Source organism: Paenibacillus sp. SSG-1, from assembly GCF_002224835.1.
In the GTDB taxonomy this organism is placed as follows: Bacteria; Bacillota; Bacilli; order Paenibacillales; family Paenibacillaceae; genus Paenibacillus_AQ; species Paenibacillus_AQ favisporus.
In genome coordinates, this window is the sequence record NZ_MBRK01000001.1 from 2,771,297 (window position 1) to 2,788,875 (window position 17,579).

Below are 17,579 nucleotides of genomic sequence, written 5' to 3' on the forward strand. Positions count from 1 at the left end.
AGATAACCTAGACGGGAGGAACTGCATGAACCTCTTGAGCGGACGCAAAAGATTATCAGGCCTTTGTTTAAGCATTGTGCTCGGAGCCGTAATGATCGTCTCAGGCTGCGGCACCTCAGCTCCCGGCCTGGTGGACCGGCTCAGCGCCGGCGAAGTGAAAGATATGCAGCAGCCGGTTCCGGATGCGCAGATCAAGTACAACAAGGACAAGATTTTCCACGTCTTGGGCGGATGGCCCAAGCCACCGCTGTACCAAGGCAACCCGTTCGGCTCCGGAGGAACCGGGGATACGAACAACCGCTACATGTTTGAAGGCCTCTTCTTCTTTATCCGGTCCATGAACAATGTGTACAACCGGCTGGCGGAATCCTCCGAGGATACCGAGCAAACGACGACCGTACATCTGCATCAGAACGTAAAGTGGCATGACGGAGCCCCTTTTACCAGTAAAGATGTATGGGCGTACTACCGGCTGAACAACGGGGCCGAAGTGACGAAGTATTTGACTTCGATCGATACCCCCGATGACTACACCATTGTTTTTCACTGGATGAACCCTGCGCCGTATCCCGAACTCAGAAAGCTGCTCCTCGCCCAGGATCTCCAGGGCCAAATTCCTTACCACATCTACAAGAAATACGTGGATAAGGCCGACGCTTTGCTGAAAGAAGCGAAACCGCTTACAGACAAATCCAAGGACGGACCGTTCAACTTGGATATTACGGACGAGCTCAGCAAAAAAATCGCCCTGAACTGGAATGAATTCACCCGTGCGGGCCCGAAAATTCCGGTCGGCACCGGACCGTATAAGTTTGAAAAAGTGACGACGACCGATATGCTGTTGGATAAGTTTGAAGATTACTGGAGACCCGATGCGGTCCATTTTGACAAGATCTGGATCAAAAACGTTCCGGAACTCTCGGCACAATACGCTCTCGTCAAAGCCGGCAAGCTCGACTGGTACGACGGCACCCCGCCGAAGGACATTCTGGAATCGCTTCTGAAGCAGAACAAAGATCTGGTTCACTACCGGATGTATGATCCGGCGAGCGTGGGGCTGATGTACAACATCCGCAACAAGCCGTTCGACAACCTCAAATTCCGGCAGGCGCTGACCTATGTGCTGGATAAGAAAAAGCTGCGTGAAATCGGCAACTTTTACGGCCAGGAATACCCGAAAATATCGATGACGGGCATCATGCCTTCGTCACTCGAAAAAGAAGTCGACAAATCCGTCCTCGATCAGATGACCGATTATACGACGAATCTGGATAAGGCGGCCGAGCTGCTGAAGGAGATCGGCTGGACCAAAGGATCCGACGGGTTATGGCGCGATCCTGACGGCAAGGTGCCTTCCTTCATCATCGGAGCGCCGAACAACTGGGCACCAGGCGTGAACTCGGCGCAAATCGCTGCGGAGCAGTTCACCAAATTCGGCATTCCGACGAAGCTGAAGGCTGTGGACAGCACCATCTACTTCTCCAACGCCGACAAGGGACAATACGATATGTCCATGGACTGGGTTGACGTGTCCTGGGGCTTCCAGAATCCGTGGAGCTCGATGCGGGTGCTGTTCTGGCAAGGAACGAAAACGAAGGTCGGCTTCCCGAACGTCAAGAAGAAGGACGCGGACGGCAACGAAGTCGATACCGGCAAACTCGATCTGAAGCTGAAGGGCATTGACGGGAAAGTGTACGATATCGACAAGGAAATGAAGCGGTTCCCTTATGTTCAGGACGAACAGGAACGCCGCAAAATCATCGACAACCTGGCCTGGATCGCCAACGAAAACTGCTGGGGCGTGAACTTCTTCCAGAACGCCACAGGCGCCTGGCTGAATACCAAAACGATGTCCGGGAACTTCCCGATGATGGACCAAATCGTTCAATACAACCGGGATATGCCGCTCGCTACCGATCCGGATGAGCAGCTGGCCATCACCCACCTGAACCACGGCTTCAACTCAACGTACATGCCGGAAGAGTATTGGCCGAGATAATGGCCGCACAAGCCGGATAAACACTTGGAGGTGACAGGAATGAGCCTGAAAGGGGTCTTAAAAAGAATCGGTGTTTCCCTGATCACGGTCTTCCTCGCGATGCTGCTTACGTTTTTCCTGCTGCGGATGACGCCCGGCAGTGCGATCGATACGTGGGCGAGGGACTTTGCCACCCAGCGCGGGATGAGTCTCGAGGAAGCGTACCGCCAGATTACGGCCATGATCAATTATAATCCGAAGGAGCCGATCTTCACCCAGCTGGGACGGTACCTGGGAGGACTGCTGCACGGCAATCTGGGCATGTCCATGATCTATCAGAACGTTTCGGTAAACGAAATTATCGCCAACGCGCTGCCATGGACGCTGTTTGTGCTCAGCGTGTCGCTCGTCATCAGCTTCCTGATCGGCATTAACCTGGGCGCCATGATGGCGTTCAAGCGCAAGACGGTCCTGGATCCGATCATTTCGATCTATGCGATCCTGACGTCCTCGGTGCCTAACTTTATCGTCGGCATCCTGCTGCTTGTTATTTTCGCCTTTCAATTCGGCTGGTTCCCGGTCAACGGGGCTTATGACCCGATCGTGGAGCCCGGCTTCAACCTTCCGTTCATCCTAAACGTGCTGTATCACGGCGCGCTGCCGATTCTGACTTACGTCATTACGACGATCGGCACCTGGGCATTGACGATGAAGGGGAGCGCGGTCAACGTGCTGGGTGAGGATTATATCGTCGCCGCCAGCATCCGCGGGGTCTCCGAACGGACGCTGATGAGCCGTTACGTCAAGCGCAACGCCATGCTGCCGCTGATTACGACGCTGGCCGTCAATTTCGGCTTTATGCTCGGCGGATCGCCGCTGATCGAAAATGTGTTCAGTTATCCCGGTATGGGCTATTACATCGGGCAGGCAACACAGCAGCGCGACTATACTTTGATGCAGGGCTTGCTGCTCGTGACCAGCATCGCGGTCATTCTGGCCAACCTGGCCTCGGACCTCATTTATGCCAAGCTGGATCCACGCGTCAAGCTGGAGGAGGGCTGACGGATGAGTCAAGGATTTATCGATTTCTGGCAGACGATGTACCGCAACAAGAAAGCGTTCTCAGGCATGATCATCCTGGCGATCTTCATCTTTATGGCCATCTTCGGGCCCATGATGGCCTCGCTGGACATGACTGTCAACTTCGACGGCCGGTATAAGAGCCCGTCCTTCGCCCACTGGCTGGGCACCGACTACGGCGGCAGGGATACATTCCTGCAGCTGGTATACGGTTCCCGGGACGTGCTGTCGATTGGGCTGTTCGCCGCCCTGTTTACGCTGGTGCTCGGATTCGTGATTGGGGCGGTATCCGGCTTTGTCGGAGGCAAAACCGATACGGTGCTGATGTTCATCACCAACCTGTTTCTGACCGTTCCGAGCTTTCCCGTGCTGATGATCGTCGCCGCGCTCGTGCAGATCAAGAATCCGGTCATGTTCTCCTTTATATTGGCGGCATGGTCATGGGCGCCGCTCGCCAGGGCGATCCGGTCCCAGCTGCTGTCGTTGAAAAACCGCGAATTTATTATCGCCTGCCGGATTATGGGCCTGAAAACGCCCTATATCTTGTTCCGGGAGATTCTTCCGAACCTGACGCCGTATCTGGCGATCAACTTTATTATGGCGGCCCAAGGGGCCATCGTTGCCAGCGTTGGTCTGATGATGCTCGGTCTAGCTCCATATTCCCCGACAAACTGGGGGATGATGATCCAGCTGGCCGTACAGAACACCGGCGGCATCTTCAACCCCAAAGGCTATATCTACCTGATCTCGCCGATCATGTGCCTGGGGCTGTTCCAAATGGCCTGCATCTTTTTCAGCAACGGGCTGGAAGAGGCGCTGAATCCGAGACTGAGATCGTAAGGGCCGGCGATGAAGGAGGAGAAAATGATGGAACCATTGGTGGAAGTGAGGGGGCTGACGATCGAATTCCCGATGCGCGCAGGTCTGCTGCGGGCTGTCAATGAAGCCGATTTTGTCATCCCCAAGGGACAGATCACCGCCCTGGTCGGGGAGAGCGGAAGCGGCAAATCCACGATGGCATCCGCCATCATGCGGGCGATTTCGGTTCCCGGACGCGTTGCCGGCGGATCGATCACGTTTGATGGCCGGGATGTGATGAGCCTGGGTAAAAAAGAACTGCAGGCTTATAAATGGGAGCAAGTGTCGATGGTGTTTCAGGCGGCGCAAAACGCGCTTAATCCCGTCGCCCGAATCAAGGATCAGATCATCGAGACGTTTCGGGCCCATTCCAAATCGTATACGGAGAAGCAGATGGTGGATAAAGCGCGGAATCTGCTCGATTATGTCCGGCTTGATCCGGACCGGGTACTGAATTCATTTCCCCACGAGCTCTCGGGCGGGATGAAGCAGCGGGTTATGATCGCCTTCAGCCTGCTGCTCGATCCGCAGCTCGTCATCCTTGATGAGCCGACGACAGCGCTGGACGTGATCACTCAAGCTTATATATTTGATATTTTGAAAAAGATCCACAAAGACATGAATATAACCATGCTGCTCCTAACCCACGATATCGGCGTCGTCGCCAAAGCCGCCGACCGGGTCGGCGTGATGTATGCAGGCAACGTCGTCGAAGCCGGCGACGTCTACGATATGTTCAAGCGGCCGAAGCACCCTTACACCGCGAAGCTCATGAAAGCTGTTCCGAGCTTGTATGAAGACGTGTCGGAACGGAAGGGGATCCCCGGATCACCGCCGGATTTGCTCAACATGCCGCCGGGATGCCCGTTTCACCCGCGGTGCGAATATGCGCACGCGAAATGCAAGGAACAGAATCCGATCAAGGTGTATACGCCCGCTGGGCATGAAGTCGCTTGTCATTTATATCCGAATCCCGAGTCGGTTGCGGAGGTGCGTACGTCATGAATGCCAGAAATATCGAATTTGAGGTAGAGCCCAGACAGCGGCTGCGGGAAGCGGTCAGAACGGAGAGTTCCGAAGCGCTGATGCGGCTCGATAGCGTAAGCATGTACTTTGAACGAAGCCAGGGCATGTTTGGTCCTCCCCAGAAAGTGGGAGCTGTCGTCGATGTCAGCCTGGACATTCATCCCGGCGAAATCATCGCGCTGGTTGGCGAGAGCGGATGCGGAAAGACGACGCTTGGCAGCATCATCACGGGCCTGCAAAAGCCGACTTCAGGCAAGGTGCTGTACAAGGGGCAGGAGGTAACGAAACTCAGCGGCGAGAAGGCGAACCAATTCCGCGGCGACGTTCAGCTGGTGCAGCAGGATTCCTATGCCGCGCTGAATCCGATGCGGACCATTTACCAGTCGCTGTCGGCCCCCATCCTGCAGCGTAAAATCGTCCGCGGTCGCAAGGCGGCCCGGTCACGGGTCATCGAGCTGCTGCAGACCGTCGGCCTGACGCCGCCGGAGCGCTTCCTCGATAAATACCCGCACCAGCTGTCAGGCGGCCAGCGTCAGCGGATTCTGATGGCCCGCGCCATCTCGCTGAATCCGAAGATCATCGTGGCCGACGAGCCTGTCTCCATGATCGACGTGTCGCTTCGCATCTCGATCCTGAACTTGATGTCAGAGCTGAACCGCAAGCTGGACATCGCCATCATCTATATTACGCACGACCTGGCAACGGCCCGCTACATCGCCGGAAGGGGCCGCATGGCCGTCATGTATCTCGGACGCGTGATGGAGCTTGGCGGGGTCAACGATGTCCTCAGCCATCCGAAGCATCCTTATTTGCAGGCGCTGCTGTCCGCCGTTCCGACGCCCGATCCCGAAATCGCCAAAGCGATGGCGGATCTGCCACTGCGCAGTCTGGAGATGCCGAACGCGGCCAAACCGCCGTCTGGCTGCCGATTCCATCCGCGGTGCCCGATGGCCACGGACCGCTGCTCCTCGGAAGAGCCCCAGCTCCGCTTGGTGGGCTCGGAGCAGACGGCTTGTCATTACGCGGAGGAGGCGTATGAGCTGTGGCAGCGCAAGATGGCTGACATCGGCGCCATCAAAAGCGTGTGATGGGCGACTTCGGAGCACTGTCCAGAATCGTCCTTTCGATGTCACTAGTCCTGCTGCTGCTCTGTTTCGTCTCCCTGACAGCGGTAAAGCCCGGCACCGGGCCGTATGTCGTGGTTGTTCTGTCGGTCTGGATCAATATCATTCTCTCCGGCTGCATCATTCTCGTTTCCGTCTGGCGTAAAATGCGGGATGCCAAGCGCCGCAGGTTGGAAGAGGCACAGGAGCCCGATGGGAAGTGACTTTCGGAACTAAAGGACGGACACCCAATAATTAATGGCATGAATCAATTACCGAATCACCCTTAAAAAGCACGATTCCCGCTGTGGGGAGCGTGCTTTTCGGTTTCATAGGCACGATGTTAAAGGAAAAAGAGGGGGTTACCATTTTTATTTAATCATATTAATTATATCATTAATAAGTATCATTCTCCGCCATGTCCCGGCAGAATTTTGCCCCGCATATACAGGTTAATATCAAGTTGAAATCAAATGTAACGGATCCTTCAGGAGTAACCGCGTCCAACTTCATTAAATTTATATTTTGTATCGGGTTAACCCCCGTAACCCTTGCCTGTGTTCTCGCGTCGTTAATATACACACGTATATTCAAACCGTAGCGGGAAGGAGCAGACCGTTGGAAAAGGAAAGCAGACAGCTTCTTTTTATACTGATCAGTGCAATGTCTGTTACAGCCTTGGTCGTATTGATGATTTTGAGTGCAGGTCTATTTTGGGACCGAAACCTGCGCCCAAGTACGATGCAGGAGGCGAGGGTGCTTCTTCGAAGCGAGCTTCGTTTTCCGGATGAAGATCAGATTCGCACGGTCGAGGTGTATGACGATAAATTTATGGAACCGGAGATCCGAATCCGTTACCTGAATGGATTACGTTTGTCCGTTACCCGGCTGCGCGGTCCGTCCCCTTATCCGGTTCTGTCTCACCAGAAAGCCGTTCCATCCACGAAGGAGCTTCGCGATGACCGAACGGAGAAAGTGGTGTATCGTTTCGTGAAAGATGATTTTCTGTATACGCTGCACGGAGACGTCCCGGAGCAGGTTCTTTCGGAAACGGTCCTGCAGATCTTCAGAAACGAGTGAACAGGGCGGATTGATTATAGGAGCTATGCACCACTCGTGCCGGTTAGCGGCGGCCTTTCGGCTGACCTTAGTCCCGTTGGAGGGGGAAAATGGTCCAGTTTTGGTTTGTATCCCCATATTCACTGCCCAACCCAAGACGAATATAAGGTATATTGGGGAGGAAGCCGATCTTATATCTTCACAGCTCTTGTCAGGACAGCCCCTCAGAATCAGGGTGATGCCATGAAGGAGGAGATGGAAACGGATACGATCTGGAACATCCGAAACGGAATCAGGGATATCGCTGAAGGGGTGTATCGGTGGGTGCTGGGAACGCTCCGGCGCCTCCCATGGCTCAAAACCTTATATACGATTTGGTGCTGGGTATCCCTTTTGTTTTTTATCCTGGGCCTGTTCCTGTACCGGGATTCACGCACGATGCTCGTCCAGTATTTATGGTCCTTTTATGTCATGCTGCAGTTTTGGTTTCTTTGCCGGAGCAAAACATTTACCTGGAAGCAGGCGGCCATGTTTATGCTGCTGGGCATCTTTCTCGTCATCCCGGTTACGGCGCTTACGCTGCTCGCGGCTCACGGCCTGTTTGGCGGGGATACGCGGGACACCTGGTCCCAGGCCGTCCTGACCCCGATCTTCGAGGAAGTGTGGAAGCTGCTGCCGCTCGGTCTGTTTCTGCTTTTTTCACGGCGCGCCTCCTCCATGAGCCTAGCCGATTATACGCTGGCCGGAGCCGGGGCGGGCGTGGGCTTTCAATTGATGGAAGAGCTGACGCGCCGCTGGCTGAACTCCGGCATCATCGGGCGGACGTACGGCTACAGTGTGACGATGCTTGGTGGGGAAACCATCCATTGGGATTTTTGGACACTGTTCCCCGGCCGGTTTGAAGAAAGCATCTTTCCGACCATCATGTCGGTCAGTCATCCGGTGCACACCGGCATGATAACCTTAGGGCTCGGTTTGGCCGTGCGTTTGCGCAAGCGGCTGAGCGACGCCATCTTCGCCCTGCCCGCACTGCTGCTCGTCTGGTCGATCATCGATCATGCCGCTTATAACGGTCAGGGCTCACTGCCGGACTGGTTTATGAAAATCAGCGACCTGACGGGGAGCGGATACCGCACGAAAGGCGTGTTCCTCCTGATGCTGGCAATTGGGCTCGTGCTGGATTATGTCTCGTTGAATCGGGTGAAAAGCCGGCTGCCGAGAATGGAAGGCGAAGGATGGATCAACCCGGTGTCAGAGATGTGGTATATGCTGGAGTCTCTCTTGACCCGCAGGGAACGGCTGGCGAGCGTCATGTCCTGGACCCGGGAACGCAGGGAGCTGGGCTTCTCGCTCCTATACGGCAATCAAGAAGCCGCCGCGCTGCAGGGTGACCTGCAGACGAGAATGCTGAAGCACTTCCGTGCCGCCGCCGGTGTAACCGCGGTCCTTCTGATGGTCGCCGGGCTGGCGGGCTTCGCCGCTTATTTCCAGGCGCACGTCCATCCCGCCGATCCGGCTTGCTTCTCATGCATGTTCGATTCGCTGCAGAACTGGTGGGACCGCCTCGGTTTTTGGGAAAAAAGCGCCATCGTGCTCGGAGCGTTCGCTTTGTCCTTCATGTTCGTCAGCTTCTGGCCGGCACTCGGTATTGCCTTAACGGCGGCGAGCATACCGGCGAGCGGCCACGAAATCGCTAAGGATATCCGCGATCCAAAAAGGCTGCTCACCCCCGAAAATGTGATCTCTACGCTGCTTGCGCTGGCACTGAGCCGTGTTCCTTTCGGCAGGCTGGCCGAACGCTTCGGAAAGAAGGGCGGCAGCAGGCTGAAGGATTGGCTGGAGAAGCTGCTTAAACGGCGAAAGGAGCCGAAGCCGGAACCTGACCTGCCCAAGAAGCCGCATAAGCCGGATGGAGAGGATCCACCGCCAAAGAAGGAAAAAGATCCCGAGGAGCAGCCGCCGAAGAACGATGCAGACGATTACGTGCATTGGAGCAAAGCGAAGTACCGTGGGGTGGAGCTCCACGATGCCAAGAACGGAGCGCTTGGGGAGTTTGACGGCGTCGATCTGGAGAAGGGCATCTTCTATGAAGCCAAGTCGGCACAAGGGCTCGACCGCATCCATCCAAAAACGGGCAAGCCGCAGCAGACGCCGCAGCAATTTACAGATAAGCAGTTGTACCAGAAAACGAAGGTGCGGATCAACAACCTGATGGAGAAGGCGGTTGGGACGCGAACAACGCCTGATGGAACGTCGGAGATCCCGACATTGGAGCAAATCAAAGGAATCCGGCATTTTGAGTTTCAGCTGGACGGGGACTCGCCGGCGTTACGGGCAGCCGCGGAGAACAGCTTGAACAAGCTGCGTCAAGAATTCCCGGATTATACATTCAACATTCGATTTGGGGTGAAATAACATGTCAATCAGCGCCATTATTGTGGACCCGGAAGACGAATTTGAACGGTCCTTTATGCTTCCGGTGGCGACGGAATCCTTTTTCCAGAAATATTGGGTGCCGGCGGTGGAAGAGTTGAACTTGCTGTGGGTCGCACTTTTCCAGGACGGTACAGACGTGGAGTCCGAGGACATCCCGGCTGTCTTGGGCGAAGTGTCCCAGCTTAAAGAATGGGCGCGAAGCCACATGCATGGGGACGACCTCGACCACATGTTACGCAGACTCGAGCTGCTGGAGACGGAACTGCCAAAGGCGTACAGGCGCGGCGGTGCGGTGGTCTACATCGGTTAACATTGCCTGTTAACATTGGTGAATGAATGAAAGATTGTTTTAATCTCCTAAGAGGTGAGTGCGATCAAGTCCGGGTTACACAGACACCGGGCTTGATTGCTTTTAACCGCGCTACGTGATGTAAAGGGGAAAGGGGAGAGCGAAGTGAGGCAGTCTTATCGAATGGACGAAGGGGCTTTTGTGCATCACTTGAACGAAGCTTACGGAATTGCTGCCCGGAGGCTTATTTTTATCCCTTATGGAGATTCGGCCTATTCTTACCGGGTGGAGGGAGAAAACGGGACGCGATACTATCTGAAACTGTTTGACCATGGCAATGACAGCCACCGCCAAGGCATCCTTCGGTGCAGGCGTTATGTGCCTTTTATGTGGGAATTGCATCAGACCGGCCGATTTATGGAATTGCCTTGTCCATTCCGAACCTTAAGCGGTGCTTTTCTGCTTTCCCTTCCTGATTGCACAGCGGTGCTGTTTCAATTTATCGAAGGAGAGACCTTAGCTGAGGCTTACCCTTTTTCCAAGCATAACTTGGAGCGTGTTGGACGGCTGGCGGCGCGGATTCGGAAGTTGACTCCTTTCACTACCACATCCGGCCTTGCGGTTGAAACGTATGATGTCTCCTTTTCCGAGCATTTGATCCAATGCCTGGAGCAGCTTGAAGATCTTCAGCCCGGTTCAAGTCCCGCTAGCCAGCTGCTGCGTGAGCTTGTTATTCCTCAGCAAACGCGCATAACCGAGCTGCTGCACCAGATCACAGGGGTTCGTGAACGTCTCGTTCTTGACCCAGCCCCCAATGTTCTCTGCCACGGTGATCTGTGGGGAGGGAATCTGATGGAGACCGCAGACGGCAGGCTTGTCGTCCTGGACTGGGAAGCGGCCATGCTTGCGCCGCCAGAGCTGGATATCGTGGGGTATATCGGGGACGGACTGGGTCATTTTCTCAAAGGGTATGAGCAGGAACTAGGTCAACAGATGGAGCTGAACCCGGATTTGCTGCGTTATTATGCATACCGCCATCATTTGAGAAACCTGACCCATTGGTGCTTGAATATTTTGCAGCGTGACCTGGAGCCAGACCAGCTGGATAACGACCTCGAAATGGTCCGGCATCACTGCTTGAACCGGCTGGATACCGTAGAGGCTTCACTGAGGAATGCGGCGGATCGAAATATATAGAAGCCCGAATGAATTTAATAGCGTAAACAAGCGATATGCACAGCTACAGCCAGAAATTAATAGATTGCCGCCAATGTAAGCGTTGACATGAAGTTCTTTTGAATTTTTTCATACGTATCTCAAACCGTTTGCTTCTTTACAGCAGGCATCCGGAAGGAGTAAGATTCAATTCGTAATCGTGAACTTGTGAACCTGAAACGTAATACTCCTTGATCGCTGAATTCTGAAATCAGGAGCGGGGGAACCAAAGGGAGGAAGCTAAGCCTTCGTCCCAGGGGTGAATCACTTGATGTTCATTTATTGAGTGTAGGGATACTTTCGGTCCCGAATCCGTCAGCTAACCTCGTAAGCGTTATGAAAGAGGGATTTGTCGTGCGCGTAAAGCCACGGGAAGGTCCAGCTTTCCTGCGGCTTTTTTTGTTGTGCCCAAAAAGGGTTGAACACGTGTCTAACGGGTACATCATGAGCATTTCAACTCTAACACTGGCGGTGACAAACATTTTATGGCAGCATTGAAAAGACTTTTGATCGGACGGCCGCTGAAGTCTACCGAATTGGGAGAACAAAAACTGAATAAGAAAAAAGCTTTGGCCATTCTATCCTCCGATGCGCTGTCGTCCGTAGCGTATGGGCCGGAGCAAATTTTGCTGGTTCTGGTTACGGTCAGCACGGCGGCGTTCTGGTATTCGATACCGATCGGAATCGGCGTACTGATTTTGCTGGCTGCACTCATTTTATCCTACCGGCAGATCATCTTCGCTTATCCGCATGGCGGCGGCGCTTACGTCGTCTCCAAACAGAATCTGGGAATCTATCCCGGGCTGGTGGCCGGCGGATCGCTGCTGGTAGATTACATTCTGACTGTTGCGGTCAGCGTTTCGGCGGGCACGGACGCGCTGACTTCGGCGTTTCCGGCGCTGCATGAGCATACGGTGGGGATTGCCGTCACCTTCGTCATTCTCATCACGCTGCTGAATTTGCGGGGCGTCACCGAGTCCGCCTCCATCCTGGCTTATCCGGTGTATCTGTTCGCCTTAGCGCTGTTCATTTTGATCGGCGTCGGTATGTACAACATCGTGACCGGTCACGTTTCACCGCATTTGCATACGCCGGTCGGGACGCCGGTGGCGGGAATCAGCCTGTTCCTGCTCTTAAAAGCTTTTGCCTCGGGCAGCTCCGCTCTGACCGGGGTCGAAGCGATCTCGAACGCCATCCCGAACTTCAAGGATCCGGCCCCGAACAATGCGGCCAAAACCTTGATGGCAATGGGGATTCTGCTGGCTGTACTCTTCTCGGGCATCGTATTTCTTGCTTATTATTTGGGTATATCCCCAAATCCCCAGGAGACGGTCGTATCCCAGATTGCCAATCAGACGTTCGGACGGAATTTTATGTACTTTTTCATCCAGGGCACGACGGCACTGATCTTGATCCTGGCGGCCAACACCGGATATTCGGCGTTTCCGCTGCTGGCGGTCAATTTAGCCAAAGACCGGTTTATTCCCCGGATGTTTACTGTCCGCGGTGACCGTTTGGGATATTCGAACGGAATCATCATCCTTGGGCTACTGTCCATCGTGCTGATCATCGCTTTCCACGGACAGACGGAACATTTGATCCCACTGTACGCGGTAGGGGTATTTATCCCTTTCACGCTCTCGCAAACGGGAATGATTGTCAAATGGATCCGGGAAAAACCGCAGGGTTGGGTGACGAAGCTCGTCATCAATACGATCGGCGCGCTGATCAGCTTCACGGTGTCGGTGATGTTCTTCGCAACCAAGTTTGCGCAAATTTGGCCGGTACTGATCTTTTTGCCGCTGATCGTGTATCTGTTCCACCGGATCAAGAAGCATTATGAGGCGGTTGGCGAGCAGCTGCGGCTGTCGACGTGTGAGCCGGCGGTACCGATTGAAGGCAATGTGATCATTCTCCCCGTTTCGGGCATTACGCATGTCGTGGAGCATTCCCTGAATTATGCGAAGTCGCTGGCGGCGGATCAGATCATTGCGGTATACATTCCGTTTGAACGGGAAGAAGAGAACCGGTTTGAGGAAAAATGGCAAAAATGGCGGCCCGACGTGCGCCTTGTGACGCTGCATTCTCCATACCGGAGCATCATTCATCCGCTTAGCAAATTTATCGATACGGTGCACCGGAAAGCCAGCGAATCCAACTACCAGGTCACAGTGATCATTCCGCAGTTTATTCCAAAGCGGAGCTGGCACAATCTGCTGCACAACCAGACGAGTTTGATGATCCGGACTTATCTTTTATTCCGCAAAGATGTTGTTGTGACAACGGTACCGTATCATTTAAAAAAATAGCGATTCAGATGGTTCAAACCATTCGTAATCAGGCCCCGGCATCTGTGCCGGCGGTCTTTTTTTGCGTAAAAGCAGCGGATATATATGATGGGAAAGAGTAATCCCGTGGGAGTAATGGCTTGAGTGTAATGGCTTATGAGTAAGGGCTTATGAGTGATGGCTTATTTCCTTCAGAGTAGGGGATCCGTATATTTTCACGATGTGCAGGGTGTCATAGGATTAACGCAACAAAAATTCATCCATTGCGTCTAATCAACGTATATAGAACAGCAACAGGGGTGGAACAGATGAATGGGAAACTAATAACGATATTCGGTGCCGTACTCGGTTCGGTGCTCGTATGGGCAGGAAGCGCAGCTGCGGAAGAACGATTTAGCGATCTGCAGCACTCGAAGTGGGCGGAAGACGGCATCACCTATATGGCCGAACGGGGAACCGTCGCTGGATACGGTAACGGGAAGTTTATGCCCGAGAGACAAGTCACAAGAGCGCAGGCCGTTACTTTCATGGTGCGGGAGCTTTATCCGCAGGAGCTGCAGCAAGAAACGGGCGGCGGCATGACCTATACAGATGTGCCTAAGAACCATCCGTTTTATCTTGAAATTGCCATCGCCGCAAAACATGGGCTGGCCAGCGGATTTCCTGACAGCACCTTCCATCCGGATGCACCGATGAGCCGTGCCGAAACGGCGGCGTTTCTTACACGGGCCTATTCACTCGTAAAAGGCCAGCAACCCGTAACAATAACGGATACAGCAAAGCATTGGGCGGCAGCGCCTATTCTCATCATGAGCTCCAACGGATTGATCGGCGGATATTCAGATAGCACCTTTCGTCCGGATCGATCTGTGACGCGTGCGGAGTTTGCCGTATTTATGTCACGGGTCATTCGCTTCGAACGTCAAGGGGCCATTCAGGCACAGGATTGGGATAAGCTGATGTCCTACATGACGGTCAGCGAGCAGGTCGGCCAAATGCTCATGCCAGACATCAGGCAATGGAACGGGCAAGTGACGACTACGGTCAATGAAGGAGTCAAACGCAGCATCCATGATCAGGATTTGGGCGGACTTATTCTTTTTGATAAAAATATCGTAGACGCTCGGCAGGTCACCACTTTGACGCATGATCTGCAGATGGAGGCAGGCGACATTCCGCTGTTCCTTGGCATCGATCAGGAAGGCGGGGTCGTTAAACGAATCCCCGGAGGTACGAATCTGCCGGGTCAAATGGCGCTCGGCGCAACCGGAGATACAACGCTCGCCGAAGCGGCCGGACGGCTGACAGGGGAAGAGCTAAAGGCGCTCGGGCTTCAGGTCAATTTTGCTCCGGTGCTCGACATTAACAGCAACCCGGATAATCCGATTATCGGGATGCGGTCGTTTAGCTCGGATCCGGATTTGGTGACACGACTGGGTCTCGCAGAGATCCAAGGACTGCGGCAATCGGGAGTGATCGCGGCGGTCAAGCATTTTCCAGGCCATGGTGATACGGTAGTAGACTCCCACTTGGGAATGCCGGTGCTTTCGCATGATCGGGAGCGGCTCGATGCCGTTGAGCTCAAACCGTTTCGGTCTGCCATCGATAACGGAGTAGAGATGATCATGACCGCCCATATTGCGTTTCCAGCAGTAGACAACGAACACGTCACATCACTTAAGGGCGGAAGCAGCGTGCCGATCCCTGCTACGTTATCCAAGAAGGTGCTGACCGGGCTGCTCCGGGGGGAGCTTGGATATAAAGGCGTCATCATTTCCGATGCCTTCACGATGAATGCGATCGCGGAGCATTTTGGCGAAAATCAAGCGGTGGTACGTGCCGTTTCCGCAGGTGTGGATATCATCCTCATGCCGCAAGACCCGGCAGCCGCGCACCAAACGCTGGTGAACGCGGTGAAGAGCGGGGCGATACCGATCGAAACCATCCATTCGTCAGTGAAACGGATTTTGGAGCTGAAAGCGAAATACGGTTTGTTTGACCGCAGCGAAAGCCTTACAGAGCAATTGGCTGCGCTTAATGGTGTCATTGGTTCCGAGAAACATCGTACAGTGGAGCGGAACATCGCAGAGCGAGCGGTCACCTTGTTAGCCAGCCGTGACGTTGCACAACCGGATTCCATTCGTCAAGGCGATCGGGTTGCGATTGTCGCAGCCGATGAGGAGCAGGCGAAGCAGCTCGAGAGACAGCTGAAGCAAGCCGCAAATAACCTGTCGCTGAAAACAGTAACAGCCCTAGTCGGGCAAGGAAAAGCGAATGAGGCGCTTCAGGTGGTGGATCAAGCGGATTACGTCATCCTGGCTTCATATCAGTTCCGTAACGTGGCCAGTCAATTTGGCTGGGCCGATTATCAAACGTTGATCGATGAGATGAACAAACGTAACAAGCGTTATACGCTGTTATCGCTGGGCAATCCATATGAAATGATCTACATTAAGAACATACGTTCGGGGATCGCAGTTTACGGTAAGCAGGAGCCAAATACAGCCGCCGGGATCAAAGTGCTGCTAGGCCAACTGAAAGCCGGCGGGGTGCTGCCGGTGACAATGAAGTAATTTGTATCAAGATGGTGGTTATTTGGCCTAACCGGTTTTAAATGGTTGGTTAAATAAAAACAACTTAGCAATATTTTAGCCGCGCGTAAGCGCGGTTTTATTGTACTTTTTTAAGTGGACGGATATAAATGATCAGGCTCATTATTATAGGAACGGTTTAGATAAGATGCTGTCCATGAGTATCAGCGGTGCAAATCTATAACTGGGCGATTGTTCGATGACGTAAGATTTAAATTAAAAAGCTAAGCCAACTGACACTAACACTAATGTACAATGAAGATCATTCGTAACGGATATGATGAGTCTAATTGATAATAAGTATCTTATCGTGGAGCTAGAGGCTGTGATGGAACAAGCGCCGCATACTGGTGCGTGCCATCTATATAATTTATAATTACGTAAAATAATAATTTGACGAATAAATATATATAAGTTATTCTGTACGTAAGGAGGTTTAGCAATAAATGGATAAAAACACGAAGCTGCATTACATGAAACGCGTTGACGATAAATGTGCGGAGCTTCCTTGGTACGTGACCGAATACATCGATAGCCGCAAACGCAAGCTGTCGCACACGACGCTGCTGAATTACTGCCACGATTACCTTATTTTTTTTGATTGGCTTGTGGCTGAGAAACTGGCTGGGGATGATCGCAAAGACATTGAATTGAATGTTCTGGAATCACTAACCGTGCGCGAAGTCGAAAATTTTCTATCATTTCTGGAGTATCAGCTGGGCAACAACAAATACACGATCAACCGGAAATTGTCGGCCTTAAAGTCGTTGTTTGATTACCTGCAAAACAAGGCTGAAACGTCGGACCTCAAGCCGTATATTCAACGAAATGTGATGGCTAAGATCGACTTTAATTCCATTAAGGAAAGCCAAGAAACTGTGGCGAACCGCATTGAGGGCAAAATTTTACGTGAAGACGATTTTGAGAAGTTCCGGCAGTTTGTGGCACATGATTTCGGTGAGCTGAACAAAAGCAACAAACGTATGGTCCGGTTCCACGAATTTAACCGTGAGCGGGATACGGCCATCGTATCGCTGATCCTCGGGTCAGGACTGCGTTTATCCGAGGTAGCGGGAATCAATATTGAGGATTTGGATATGAATAAAGGCCAAGTGCGCGTACTGCGCAAAGGCAACAAGGAACAATATGTATATTTTAGCCAGCAAGCCTTATTAGACCTGGAAAGCTACTTAAAAATCCGGGAAACGCGATATGTACCGGAAAAATCGGAAAATTACTTATTTATAGCAGCGCCAATCGGCCGCAAAGGCAAAAGCCGGCGGTTAACGCCAAGATCGATTGAAAAGCTGATCGAAAAATACGCTGCAGCGTTTGGTAAACCAGCGCTAACAGTGCATTCCTTGAGACATTCCTTCGCAACCCGCTACCACCTGGAGAACAACGATGTGCCGAGGCTGAAGAACCAGTTGGGGCATTCATCGATCCAGACGACGATGATCTATACACATTTAACGGATGAAGAGATGAGAAAAGCCGTTAACAATATGGATAAGTGATGAAGTAGTGTGAATATATAAAAGTAGAAAAATTGGCCGTCATCCGACCGTTTCTTTGGTGCTTTTTCACAAAACTCGTATTTTGTACATATATCTGCAATCCTCGCTAAAACCCGGCCGTATCCGATCTTCATTTTCT

13 protein-coding genes and 1 riboswitch are annotated in these 17,579 nt (G+C 52.9%); all 13 genes read left to right on the forward strand.

The genetic code is table 11. From position 1 onward, the window contains the following. Positions 1–25 precede the first annotated feature (25 nt). The 13 genes from BCV73_RS12795 to xerS all read left to right on the forward strand — a co-directional run bounded on the left by BCV73_RS12795 (position 26) and on the right by xerS (position 17,440). Positions 26–1,999 (forward strand): ABC transporter substrate-binding protein, encoded by a 1,974-nt coding sequence (locus BCV73_RS12795; protein ID WP_089547388.1) that lies wholly within the window; start codon positions 26–28, stop codon positions 1,997–1,999. Positions 2,000–2,038: 39 nt separating this feature from the next. Further along, positions 2,039–3,040 carry an ABC transporter permease gene (locus tag BCV73_RS12800; RefSeq protein ID WP_076165307.1) on the forward strand — a complete coding sequence of 334 codons (1,002 nt, stop codon included), beginning with the start codon at positions 2,039–2,041 and terminating at the stop codon, positions 3,038–3,040. Between the two features lie 3 nt (positions 3,041–3,043). Then, positions 3,044–3,898: an ABC transporter permease gene (locus BCV73_RS12805; RefSeq protein WP_076165305.1), complete on the forward strand. Its 855-nt coding sequence runs from the start codon at positions 3,044–3,046 to the stop codon at positions 3,896–3,898. A 27-nt stretch (positions 3,899–3,925) separates the two neighbouring features. Further along, on the forward strand, positions 3,926–4,921 hold the full coding sequence (locus tag BCV73_RS12810; RefSeq protein ID WP_076165302.1) for an ABC transporter ATP-binding protein: 996 nt from the start codon (positions 3,926–3,928) through the stop codon (positions 4,919–4,921). Next, complete coding sequence (locus tag BCV73_RS12815; protein ID WP_218828131.1) at positions 4,918–6,030, forward strand: oligopeptide/dipeptide ABC transporter ATP-binding protein; 1,113 nt, start codon at positions 4,918–4,920, stop codon at positions 6,028–6,030. Before BCV73_RS12810 ends, BCV73_RS12815 begins: the two co-directional genes overlap by 4 nt. Next, positions 6,030–6,269, forward strand: coding sequence for a hypothetical protein (locus BCV73_RS12820; RefSeq protein WP_076165300.1), 240 nt, complete (start codon positions 6,030–6,032; stop codon positions 6,267–6,269). The genes BCV73_RS12815 and BCV73_RS12820 overlap by 1 nt, the downstream gene beginning before the upstream one ends. 439 nt (positions 6,270–6,708) lie before the next feature. After that, positions 6,709–7,125, forward strand: coding sequence for a hypothetical protein (locus BCV73_RS12825; protein ID WP_218828132.1), 417 nt, complete (start codon positions 6,709–6,711; stop codon positions 7,123–7,125). 222 nt (positions 7,126–7,347) lie between these two features. Further along, the gene (locus BCV73_RS12830) at positions 7,348–9,519 is read left to right on the forward strand and encodes a PrsW family intramembrane metalloprotease (RefSeq protein ID WP_256992836.1); all 2,172 of its coding nucleotides are present in this window, start codon (positions 7,348–7,350) and stop codon (positions 9,517–9,519) included. A gap of 1 nt (position 9,520) precedes the next feature. Further along, a complete protein-coding gene (locus BCV73_RS12835) occupies positions 9,521–9,850 on the forward strand; it encodes a hypothetical protein (protein ID WP_089547391.1) in 330 nt (109 codons plus the stop codon). A 144-nt stretch (positions 9,851–9,994) separates the two neighbouring features. Next, positions 9,995–11,026 carry a phosphotransferase enzyme family protein gene (locus BCV73_RS12840; RefSeq protein WP_143811855.1) on the forward strand — a complete coding sequence of 344 codons (1,032 nt, stop codon included), beginning with the start codon at positions 9,995–9,997 and terminating at the stop codon, positions 11,024–11,026. Positions 11,027–11,230: 204 nt separating this feature from the next. Continuing rightward, a riboswitch (cyclic di-AMP (ydaO/yuaA leader) is annotated at positions 11,231–11,394 on the forward strand. A gap of 135 nt (positions 11,395–11,529) precedes the next feature. Then, on the forward strand, positions 11,530–13,353 hold the full coding sequence (locus tag BCV73_RS12845; RefSeq protein ID WP_089547393.1) for an APC family permease: 1,824 nt from the start codon (positions 11,530–11,532) through the stop codon (positions 13,351–13,353). 287 nt (positions 13,354–13,640) lie between these two features. Next, positions 13,641–15,905, forward strand: coding sequence for a glycoside hydrolase family 3 N-terminal domain-containing protein (locus BCV73_RS12850; protein ID WP_089547394.1), 2,265 nt, complete (start codon positions 13,641–13,643; stop codon positions 15,903–15,905). Between the two features lie 464 nt (positions 15,906–16,369). Then, the gene (gene xerS / locus BCV73_RS12855; RefSeq protein ID WP_089547395.1) at positions 16,370–17,440 is read left to right on the forward strand and encodes a tyrosine recombinase XerS; all 1,071 of its coding nucleotides are present in this window, start codon (positions 16,370–16,372) and stop codon (positions 17,438–17,440) included. Positions 17,441–17,579 lie beyond the last annotated feature (139 nt).